The 10,053-nt window shown below is 60.9% G+C and carries 11 protein-coding genes; 7 read left to right on the top strand and 4 right to left on the bottom strand.

The features are described from left to right. Together LH128_RS15320 and LH128_RS15325 are read left to right on the top strand one after the other, a co-directional pair. Positions 1-530: tyrosine-type recombinase/integrase (locus LH128_RS15320; protein ID WP_008830563.1), on the top strand; the 530-nt coding region annotated here is incomplete at its 5' end. 141 nt (positions 531-671) lie between these two features. Continuing rightward, on the top strand, positions 672-2,744 hold the full coding sequence (locus LH128_RS15325) for a strawberry notch C-terminal domain-containing protein (RefSeq protein ID WP_008830564.1): 2,073 nt from the start codon (positions 672-674) through the stop codon (positions 2,742-2,744). 123 nt (positions 2,745-2,867) lie between these two features. On the opposite strand, the gene LH128_RS15330 is transcribed toward LH128_RS15325, so the two are convergent. After that, positions 2,868-4,088 (bottom strand): ATP-binding protein, encoded by a 1,221-nt coding sequence (locus LH128_RS15330; protein ID WP_008830565.1) that lies wholly within the window; start codon positions 4,086-4,088, stop codon positions 2,868-2,870. 234 nt (positions 4,089-4,322) lie between these two features. Here LH128_RS15330 and LH128_RS34570 point away from each other — a divergent pair, with 234 nt between their 5' ends. The 5 genes from LH128_RS34570 (at position 4,323) to LH128_RS15355 (ending at position 7,576) form a co-directional block, all read left to right on the top strand. Then, positions 4,323-4,640 carry a hypothetical protein gene (locus LH128_RS34570; protein ID WP_231958418.1) on the top strand — a complete coding sequence of 106 codons (318 nt, stop codon included), beginning with the start codon at positions 4,323-4,325 and terminating at the stop codon, positions 4,638-4,640. 50 nt (positions 4,641-4,690) lie between these two features. Next, positions 4,691-5,413 carry a hypothetical protein gene (locus tag LH128_RS31435; RefSeq protein WP_008830567.1) on the top strand — a complete coding sequence of 241 codons (723 nt, stop codon included), beginning with the start codon at positions 4,691-4,693 and terminating at the stop codon, positions 5,411-5,413. A gap of 56 nt (positions 5,414-5,469) precedes the next feature. After that, positions 5,470-6,660: a hypothetical protein gene (locus tag LH128_RS15345; protein WP_008830568.1), complete on the top strand. Its 1,191-nt coding sequence runs from the start codon at positions 5,470-5,472 to the stop codon at positions 6,658-6,660. A gap of 93 nt (positions 6,661-6,753) precedes the next feature. After that, positions 6,754-7,056 (top strand): hypothetical protein, encoded by a 303-nt coding sequence (locus LH128_RS15350; RefSeq protein ID WP_008830569.1) that lies wholly within the window; start codon positions 6,754-6,756, stop codon positions 7,054-7,056. Between the two features lie 94 nt (positions 7,057-7,150). After that, positions 7,151-7,576, top strand: coding sequence for a hypothetical protein (locus LH128_RS15355; RefSeq protein ID WP_008830570.1), 426 nt, complete (start codon positions 7,151-7,153; stop codon positions 7,574-7,576). A gap of 112 nt (positions 7,577-7,688) precedes the next feature. On the opposite strand, the gene LH128_RS15360 is transcribed toward LH128_RS15355, so the two are convergent. The 3 genes from LH128_RS15360 to LH128_RS33470 form a co-directional block, all read right to left on the bottom strand. Beyond that, the gene (locus LH128_RS15360; RefSeq protein ID WP_008830571.1) at positions 7,689-8,012 is read right to left on the bottom strand and encodes a transposase; all 324 of its coding nucleotides are present in this window, start codon (positions 8,010-8,012) and stop codon (positions 7,689-7,691) included. Positions 8,013-8,213: 201 nt separating this feature from the next. Further along, the gene (locus LH128_RS15365) at positions 8,214-8,576 is read right to left on the bottom strand and encodes a hypothetical protein (RefSeq protein WP_037519640.1); all 363 of its coding nucleotides are present in this window, start codon (positions 8,574-8,576) and stop codon (positions 8,214-8,216) included. A 681-nt stretch (positions 8,577-9,257) separates the two neighbouring features. After that, positions 9,258-9,836, bottom strand: a complete 579-nt coding sequence (locus LH128_RS33470; RefSeq protein WP_172705072.1) for a hypothetical protein — start codon at positions 9,834-9,836, stop codon at positions 9,258-9,260. Positions 9,837-10,053 lie beyond the last annotated feature (217 nt).

Here is a 10,053-nt window from a genome sequence, read left to right on the forward strand (position 1 = left end):
GCGGCGCGCGCATCCAGGAGGCCCTCGACCTCTGTCCCGAGGCGATCCGGTTCGACGCACCGAACTTCGTGCGTCTTTACGGCAAGGGTCGCAAGGAACGTATCTGTCCACTCTGGCCGGAAACCGTGACGTTGCTCAGGAAGTTGTTGGAACGTCACCCGCGCGCGCCAGATCAGCGGATCTTCGTCAATCGATATGGTGAGCCGCTGGGCGCCTCGGGAGTGCGGTTCAAACTCGCCTCCTATGTAGGAAAGGCGTCAGAAACCGTGCCGTCGCTTCGGTCCAAAAATGTGACGCCGCACAGCTTCCGGCACGCGACTGCCGTTCACCTTGTCGCTGCCGGGGTCGACATCACCGTCATCCGCAGTTGGCTGGGACACGTCAGCCTCGATACGACCAACCACTACGCACAGGCCAATCTGGAGACCAAACGAAAGGCGCTCGAGCAGGTAGGGGCGCCGGCGGCGAGCAACGTGCCACCTTCGTGGAAACGAGAAGCCAGCCTGATGGAGTGGCTCGATGCCTTGTGAAATAATGTGAAGGACGTGGCGAAATGCTCAGCAGCTTTGCGGGCCTTCGCCACGTTCCTGCGCATTATCGCGACCTCGCGATAAGCGATCATCCACGCCGAACTCGACCGCGTCCTGGAAGCGACCGGGATCGTCGATGGCATGACCGGGCGTTCGCTCAATGGTCAGGCGAAGGGCAGCGCGCTCTCGCGTTTCGAGAGCACCAAGCAGCGCTTCTTCGCCCAGCTCCTGATCGCGATGAAACTGCCCAGTCTCATCGCGGCGATCGAGCAGGACATTGTGGAAGGCCGCCAGCCTGTCGTCCAACTGGTCACGACATCCGAAGCCGCGCTGGAACGGCATCTTGCCGGCCTCTCGGCCGCCGAACGCGCTGATCTCGATATCGAGGTCAGTCCACGCGAACTCATGATCCAGTACCTCGAGACCGCATTTCCGACCCGCCAGATGCGCGTCTTCAAGGGCGAGGATGGTGAGCCACGTTCCGAACCGATGGTCGACGAGGATGGACGCCCCGTACACAGTCAGGCCGCCATCCGCGCCCGAGACGAGCTTGTCGAAAGGCTCTGTGCGATGCCGCCGATCCCGGCAGCGCTCGATGCGCTTGTCGCGCATTTCGGGACCGATCGCCTCGCCGAGGTCACCGGGCGTTCGCGTCGCATTGTCCTCGACGCAGCCGGACGCCAGCGCGTGGAGCGCCGAAGCGCGCGCAGCAACATCGCCGAGACCCATGCCTTCATGAGCGGGGCCAAGCAGGTGCTGGTCTTCTCCGATGCCGGAGGCACCGGGCGCAGCTACCATGCCGACCGCGGCTGCGCGACGGCGGACAGGCGCCGCGTGCACTACCTCCTCGAGCCGGGCTGGCGGGCAGCCGCGGCAATCCAGGGGCTGGGGCGAACCAACCGTACCAACCAGGCGAGTGCACCGATCTTCCGGCCCGCGACGACCGACTGCAAGGGCGAGCGCCGCTTCATCTCTACGATCGCGCGGCGGCTCGACAGCCTCGGCGCCCTCACGCGCGGCCAGCGCCAGACCGGCGGCCAGAACCTCTTCGATCCGCTCGATAACCTCGAAAGTGATCTTGCCCGTGAAGCGCTGCTGCAATGGTATCGCCTGCTCGCACGTGGCAAGTTGGAAAGCACAAGCCTCACCCAGTTCATCGCGATGACCGGATTGAAGCTCATCGACAAGGACAGCGGCGCGCTGCTCGATGATCTGCCGCCGATCCAGCGCTGGCTCAACCGGCTGCTCGCGCTGCGCATCGGCACGCAGAACGCGATCTTCGAGGAGTATCTCGGCCTCATCCAGGCGCGTATCGATGCCGCGCGCGAACGCGGCACGCTCGACCTGGGTGTCGAGACGATCATGGTCGAGGCGATCGTGCCCATCGAACGCCAGTTGCTGCGGCGTGATCCTCAGTCGGGTGCCGAGACCTGGCTCTCGCGGATCGAGGTGCACCGCAAGCGCAGGCCAACCCCGCTCAGCCCCCTGCTGGAGCAATGGAAAGGGTCGGGTCGCATTACCTTTCTGCGCAATGCCCGTTCAGGGCGGATCGCACTGAAGGTGCCCTCCTGGGCAATCCTGGGCGATGATGGCGAACGCATTGAGGTCCACGAGCTCGTTCGTCCTGGCGGCTCTGAGCGCATGCGCAAGACCCGGCTCGCCGAAAGCGCCTGGGAGCCGATCGACAAAGCCACCTTCACTTCTGCCTGGACCGCCGAATGTGAGGAGCTGGCGCAGCGCATCGATGTCGAGGCGATAAACATCGCAACCGGTCTGCTGCTGCCCGTCTGGAACCGCCTCCCCGACGATGACCTCAGGGTCTGGCGGATCACCGATGCGCAGGGCGCCTCGATGCTGGGGCGGATAATCTCACCTTCCGGCCTTGCGAAAGTCGCCTCGGCCTTCGGGCTTGATACTTCCGTGCGTCCGTCGCCGGCGGAGATTTTCGCGGGTGCCGCGACGTCAGGCGGCGTTTTCATCCCTGCCTTGCCGGGCGCCTCGCTGAGGTACGCTCGCGTCGCCGATGACCTTCGTCTCGAGATCAAGGACTTCGACGTCGCGCGACTGCCACGTCTCAAGGCGCTGGGATGCTTTACCGAGATCATCCAGTTCCGGACCCGGCTGTTCGTGCCGCTGGACCGGGCACTGGAAGTGCTGACGGCGATCGAGGAGACGTTCGGTGATGTCGCACCGACCCCTTCGGTTCAACAGTGACATTCCAGCGCCATTCACGGTGTCAGGCGGCCAGGCGATGGGACGGCAAGCGTCGGATGGTCGACCGACAGTGCCGGGCTTTGGGACACCCCTACAGGCAAATACGCCCACCGCGCGTATAGATCAGCTCCACAAAACCGACAGCGGTACCGCCGCCATCCGGTCGCCAAATGGTATGATTTCCGTGCCGTCATAGAGGACGACGCCTTGGGCAAACCGATCGTTACAGCTCTCGGCCAGGGTCCTGATCCCTGCGAAGTCGCTTGCCTTTACGGTGGCGGACGCCTTGATCTCGATCCCGACGACTATGCCATCGTCGCGTTCGAGCACGATGTCGACTTCGCGCATCTGTTGATCACGGAAATGGTAAGGTGTCAGACTGAGGCTTGACGCGCTCATGAGCTTCAGGACTTCGGAGAAGACAAAGGTCTCGAGCAAAGCGCCGAGTATCGAGCGATCGTCGCGGACACGCTCGATGCTGAGGCCGCGGATCGACGCCAACAGGCCAGAGTCTACAAAATGGAGCTTGGGAGTCTTGATGATCCGCTTGACCGTATTGGTGAACCAGGGTCGCAGCGTCGCGACGAGAAAGATCTGTTCGAGCAGGCCCACGTATCGTTGGCCGGTCTTGTGAGTGACGCCGATCGCGGCGCCGAACTGGGAATAGTTGACCAGTTGTCCCGAATGCTCCGCCAGAAGGCGCACGAAGCGGGGCAGGTCCGTCATCCGCTCGATATCCGCGATATCCCTTAGATCCCGGGTGAGCACCGAGCTCAGGTAGGAACGGGCCCAGTCCTGGCGGCGGCGTTCGCTCGAGCGGGCTATCGCCTCTGGAAACCCGCCGAGCATGACCACCTCCACGAGGTCACCTCCGATAATCGTGTTCGTGGGATTGCGCAGATTTCCGGTAAAAAGATCGTCGAGAAGCGCAGGTCGGGTACCGGCGATCTCCGCCCGTGCGAGCGGCAACATCTGGATCGTCTCAATTCTTCCCGCGAGACTGTCCGCCACCCTGGGTAGGGTCAGTACATTCGCGGAGCCGGTAAGCAGAAAACGGCCGGCACGATAATCCTCGTCGACGGCTTTCTTGATGGCGAGCATCAACTCCGGTGCGCGCTGTATCTCGTCTATGACGGCGTGGTCCAGGCCGCGTATGAAACCGGCGGGATCGGATGTCGCCGCCTCCAGCGCGGTCTGATCATCGAGGGTGATATAGGTTCGCCCGCTCCCGACCATACTTCGCACCAGCGTGGTCTTGCCCGCACGGCGAGGTCCGACGAGCAAAACGACGGGGGTATCGGTGAGGGCTTCCTCGACCCGTGGTGTCACGAAACGCTCGAACATTCTGCCTCGGAGATTGGATTTAACAAGTACGGTAATTGGAAATCATAGGTTTGGCAATTGGGAGTCATGAAGCCGGAGATTGGTACTCTTCCTGCTCTTGAACCTGGGGAGTACCGCGCAGTCGGCACCATGCGGGGCAAGGAACTGCCGGCGCATGCGCTGGGAGGGGAGGAAGGAGTGGAGGGCATGTCGGCAGGCGGTTTGCCGGCAGTGCTCATGAAAAGGTCTCCTGCCATGCCAGATGCCCATTCTCGCAGTTCGCACGAAGTGATCAGCATCCATTCGCTGCTGGTCGAAAGCTACAACCGTGACCTCGAGCGGATCGGGTCGGTCGCGCGTGTCGCGCTGCCGATCGACCCTGCAAATGAGGGGATGCTCTCGCTCCACGATGACGAAGGCGCGTTTCTCACACTCATCCCCGTCGATACCGCGCCTGCCGTCGCGGCGATCGCCTTCTCGCTTCATTCCCTCGCCTTTGCTCGCGGCGTCCGCGCCGGCGAGGAGGCTGCCTTCGCCAGACTTCGCTACCTGATCGGCGCGGCTTCAGCGTGAAATATGCGCCGACATTTCCACCGCCAGCACAAACGAAAGGCAGGTCTGCCATGGCTGACCGCGTAAACGCATCCATCCGGGTGGGTGGAACACTGACACGGGATCTCCTTGCCACGTTCATCGCCATCATCGTGGATGAGGGGCTCTCGACCGACTGGGATGCCGCCGGGTTCGACGAACACGATATCCCTGAGAACGAACCGCTCGAACTCGTCGCGCGCGACGTAGCCTGGGGCTGCTTTGTCCAGCTGGAAGCCTTCTGCGTCGCGCAGGGCCTCCTCTTCGCTCGCTGGTGTGACGGCTTTACCGGTTCATGGGAGGCCGAACGCGTGGTCTTCGACGGCACCGGCGAACCACAATCATACCTCGTCACCAGTTCCGATACGCTGGTTCTGTCTCTCCCGGAAATCCGCTCGCTTGGAGACCTGGAAGCGATCGAGGGTCATTTCCGCGCGGCGAACGTGACGATCCCGCCCATGAGGGTAAGCTCCCGGGAGCCCGACACGCGTGGAGGCCCGACAGCCGCGATGTGGCGGGCTCTTGCGTCATTCCGCGCGCGCCATGGCCGCTACTGGAAGCGGGCACTGACGGACCTCTGGATGAACGGCGGGGATCTCGATGAGCCTTGCGGCGCAGCTCTTCGCAACGTCCGCAATCGCCTCGGTCCGGTATGGCTCTACCGCCTGCGTCCAGGACAGCTCGACGCTGCCATCTCCAGGATTGCTGCCGAAGACGACACCCCACGACCAGGGTCGGAGGAGGGAAGAAGGTGAGGGAGGGATGGCTTCGCCGTTGGATGGAGCCAGAACACCTCAAGGAGTTTCCTCCCATGAACAGCATCGCAAATGCCGCCCCGGCGCCGCAAGCCGGTTACAAGGTCGACATCAGCCGCGGCGAGAACGTTTCGCGTGTATCGTCCGAATGGTTCAGCCGTCCTGACGACGAACGTTTCCTCTCGCTCGACGACCTCCATGCCCATGTGCGCCGCCGCGCTGACCAGGCGACGACCCGTATTGTCGAAAGCCGTGCGCTTCGCATCGAGGCGCGCAGCGAGGATGCGACCAGTCTTCGTCTGCTGGCGCCCGGTTCCGACACCGTGCTGGCCCCCACGCACTGGTCGTTCGGCCAGCTCTGTTCGCTCGTCGGCGCGCCCGCAGGATACCTGCGCGATCTTCCCGGGGCACTGGCCAGCATCAATCTGCAACACGGGCTTATCGCCCATCGCGGCGAGCATGTGAAAATGCTCGAAACCGGCAATGGCAGGAGCGAATTGCGCGCTGTGACCGGACCGGACTACGGGCGTATCTGGGACCACGAGCTGGTCGAGGCCGTCATGCGCTTCGCCGGCAATGGCACCGGTGATACCCGCTGGAAGGTGCCGGGCGTCCTCGACTGGTCCTCGATGGTCTACAACCCCTACGTCGACATCAGCAGCGAGACGACAACGCTCTATGCGTCCGACCGCGACGTATTCCTGTTCCTCGTCGACGATACGCATCCGATCGAGGCCGGAAAGCTGCCCAACGGCGACCCGGATCTCTACTTTCGGGGCTTTTATGCGTGGAACAGCGAGGTCGGATCCAAGACTCTCGGGATCGCGACATTCTACCTGCGGGCGGTATGTATGAACAGGAACCTGTGGGGCGTCGAGAACTTCCAGGAAATCAGCATCCGCCATTCCAAGTTTGCAGCCAACCGCTTCGCGCAGCAGGCGGCGCCGGCACTGACGAGCTTTGCGGACTCTTCGCCCAGCGATTTCGTGACGGGCATCCGCTCGGCACGCGAGCGGATTGTCGCGCGCAAGGACGAGGATCGTGAGACCTTCCTGCGCGGGCAGGGGTTCTCGAAGGCCGATACAGGCAAGATCATCGCCGCCGTGCTTTCCGAGGAAGGGCACCCTCCCGCGTCCGTTTTCGACTTCGTTCAGGGCATTACTGCTCTCGCCCGCGGCAAGACCAATCAGGACGCACGGCTCGACCTTGAAGGCAAGGCTCGGCGCCTGATGCAGAAGGTCAACTAGCCGTATCCATTTCGATCCCGCGGTCCGCTCCAGATGCGGGGCCGCGTTCCCGTGCCCGGCCCGCTTCGGCGGGCATTTTTCAGGACAGACACCATGAACAGTTCTTCAAACCCGTCGCTGCAGGGAGGCGCCTTCACTTATGTCATCACTGCACGATTTTCGTGTCAGGGCCGGCTTTATGCCGAAGAGACCTACCGTCTCACTGCCTGCGATGAACCCGAGGCGAAGCGTATTGGTCACCACCGCGCGATCGAAAGCGACTTTTGCGATCCGCGCATCCGCGATTTCAGCCTTGCTCTGTCCGTGACGCTGGAAATGGACCCAGACGATGACCCTCCGTCGGCACCATCAGGCGCTTCGGCGCCGCGGCAGCCGGACTCGGCGTCATTCGAATAGCGTCAGCGGGCCACAACCTGTGAATGCGCTGGAACCGACGGCCTCATTCGGTTCCGCGCCGCCAACTGCTCCTGCTTGCTCAAGGAAACGTTCCATGGCCCGCCATGCCGGGCAGCGCTCGCGCGTGCCCGATTACCTCCGTCTTCCAAGGCCTCACCCTAGCGTCTTGTGCTACGGCGTCGGTGTTGACAGCACGGCGCTGCTGCTCGAACTCGTGAGCCGAGGCCTCGCGCCGGATCTTGTTCTCACCGCAGATCCGGGAGCGGAGAAGGACGAGACTTACGCCTTTCAAAAGATCATGGCGGGCTGGATGGCCGAGCGTGGTATTGAATACCGCGTGGTTCGCTACATAACGCGGCGCTTCAAGAACTGGCCGCCTTACGATGACCTTGCAGGATCGCTCCTGACCAATGGCTGCCTCCCGAGCATCGCGTTCGGCAGGCACAGTTGCTCCTTAGGTCTGGGCTCAGCTGATGTCACGTTAGCTCGTGAAGGAAGGACAGGCCAGGCGACGCGCTAATCCAAAAAGCTGGTGGCGTCTGGCCTGTCCTTCCTTCACTTCAGCGCTAAGATTCGATTGGGATCTTTGAGGTGAGCGCCCGACATCGACGGGCGTGGGCAAAGTGATAGGATTAGTTCCTCTGGCGCTGACGGCATCGGCGACGGAACCGGTCGCTGCGTCTCTGGGGCTTGGGCACGACAGGCGCAGCCGCAAGCTCCATCGTTATGATTGCACCGTAGGGAATGAACTTGAGCGCCTCGCCGGCAATGGCCGCCGCCTGACGACGCGTCGACCGCCAGTTATAAATCAGGCTCTCGTCAATCTCATGGCGCTCAGCGACCTGACGGACCGATACGCCGTCTGCATCCGCCTCGGCGAGGATCGCTGTCTTCTGGACATCCGAAAACTTCCTGCGCCGCTCGGTGCGCGCGATGATCTCCACCCGGTCCTTCACTTGGCCTCTTTCTGGAGTCCAGAAAGAGACTCCTTAGCGGAGGTCCATCAGCGCCGAGCCTGAATGTCGCAACACGCGCGAGGCCGTACGCTTACGCTGTGGCGGCGGCGACTAACCGGCCCAGCGAATGCCTGGGACGTGGCAGTCTTGGGGTGGTCACGCGACGGACAGCTTTCAGACCAATGACGGGCGAAGCAGACGCTAGACCTTGGCTACAGTGTCAAAGCTAACCTCGAAGAGGAACTGACGGACATACTGTGATCCTGCTGTTGAGTAGTCGGACATGGCAGCAATGCCATCGGTAAATCGCTCGAAAAAGGCTTCCACTGCGTCGCGCGGGAGGTCGTAGCAATCTACGCGAATGAGGACGTTCAGACCCTTGGCCTCGGGGAACTGCGCGGCCAATTGGCCATCGAGTGCAGCGTTTAGGCAGCCAATCATTCGATCCTGCAAGCTGCGCAGATGATCTTCTATGTCGCCGTCCCACGATTCTTCCACGAGAACCATCTGGCATGTGTCGCGCGCCTCGTTGAAGGCGATGAAGTTGACCATAAATTCGCTCATGTCCACCAGCCTAAGGCGATCGCTGGGAAGTGCCAATGGCCGTTTCTGATGTTCGTCACGGAACCTTTATGACCGGCATGGGGCGTGTCCGGTCAGGCGGCTTTTCTTCGGAGACGGCGGAAACCGGACAGCCCCCTATGGAGCGCGGCCCTCGGCTTCCCGAGGGGCCAAAAGGGGTGGCTAGCTGACGCAAGCCTTGACGGCATTTACAACGCTGGAGGGCAATTCTTTTCCCGATTTGAACACAACAGAAGTTCCATCGTAATTCAAAGTCAGTATGAGTTTCTCCGTGCCATCGGAATTCACGAGCGTTTTCCCAGAGGATGCCTCCCTGTTAGAATACAGAGATCGAAGCTTCCTCATTTTGATTAAATCACGAATTCCTTGGCAACTCAGAATTTCTTCATAGAATCGCTCCGATTTAAATTCGAAGCGCACGGGAATTTCCGTAATCTTTGGCGCAGAGCACGAAGTCGCGAGCAAGAAAATTGACAAAGAAAAAATGCTGTTTGGCCGCATTCGCTGAGCTTAGCTTTTCTCGCCATGACCGCAATGGGGCGTGTCCGGTCAGACTGCATTTCTTCCCACGCGGCAGGAACCGGACAGGCCCCTGTGGAGCGCGGCCCTCGGCGTCGTGAGGGCCGAAAGGGGTGGTTTTCTGTCATTCAGTTGAATCGAACGCTAGGACACCCAAGTTGGCGCAATAGCGACCACATCCCATCCCGAATTACCGCGACGAAGAGCGAGAATTTGTCCTCCCCCACACAATCCGCCGCAAACATACGATGTCTCGACCAAAGCTATATCACCAGAAATAGCGGGCTCATTTATGGAGAAAATAGCTGGGCAGTTGCGCCCGGAAACGGACTTTGCCCCTTCGATCAAGACGGGGTTTCGAACGTATTTTATCGTTTTTGGAACCGCTGAGACTTTGATGTAGCGCTTACTGTAAGCTGTTTCCAATTTCGATTTTAACGCTTCAGCCGTTGCAGACTGCAGTTGCGTCAAAAGGGTAGGAGGAGCTTTTAAGAGCTTATGCCCCGCCTTTTCCGGCAGGAACCAAGCTAAATCCAAACCTTCCGAGATCATTTCTGAAGCACGGAGGTAATTTTCGCCTTCTGAGGAAAAATCTTCCAAGATTTTCCTCTGATGCTGCAAATTTTGACCTCGAATTTGCGCATCAATGCAGGTTTCGACGGCCACCGCAGACAGCGTGCTGGCGGCATACGCAATGACCGAACGATCAATCTGGTCCTTCACGCGGGCCGTAGGCACGTCCGTATGACAACTTGTTAGCGCGATGGAGATCAGAAAAGTGGCAGTTCTGCTTTTCACAGGCGAGGTCTATTCGGTTTCTGGCAGATTGCAAATACAACACAAGGGCGACACCACGGCAACGTTGCAATGTCCACAACGGGGCGTGTCCGGTCAGGCTGCATTTCTTCCCGAGCGGCGAGTACCGGACGGACGGCTATAG

It is taken from the genome of Sphingomonas sp. LH128, assembly GCF_000293195.2.
In the GTDB taxonomy this organism is placed as follows: domain Bacteria; phylum Pseudomonadota; class Alphaproteobacteria; order Sphingomonadales; family Sphingomonadaceae; genus Novosphingobium; species Novosphingobium resinovorum_A.

Coding starts and splice junctions, on each gene's coding strand:
- LH128_RS15325 (WP_008830564.1), top strand. CDS start 672: ATGACCGGGCGTTCGCTCAATGGTCAGGCGAAGGGCAGCGCGCTCTCG.
- LH128_RS15330 (WP_008830565.1), bottom strand. CDS start 4,088: ATGTTCGAGCGTTTCGTGACACCACGGGTCGAGGAAGCCCTCACCGAT.
- LH128_RS34570 (WP_231958418.1), top strand. CDS start 4,323: ATGCCAGATGCCCATTCTCGCAGTTCGCACGAAGTGATCAGCATCCAT.
- LH128_RS31435 (WP_008830567.1), top strand. CDS start 4,691: ATGGCTGACCGCGTAAACGCATCCATCCGGGTGGGTGGAACACTGACA.
- LH128_RS15345 (WP_008830568.1), top strand. CDS start 5,470: ATGAACAGCATCGCAAATGCCGCCCCGGCGCCGCAAGCCGGTTACAAG.
- LH128_RS15350 (WP_008830569.1), top strand. CDS start 6,754: ATGAACAGTTCTTCAAACCCGTCGCTGCAGGGAGGCGCCTTCACTTAT.
- LH128_RS15355 (WP_008830570.1), top strand. CDS start 7,151: ATGGCCCGCCATGCCGGGCAGCGCTCGCGCGTGCCCGATTACCTCCGT.
- LH128_RS15365 (WP_037519640.1), bottom strand. CDS start 8,576: ATGAGCGAATTTATGGTCAACTTCATCGCCTTCAACGAGGCGCGCGAC.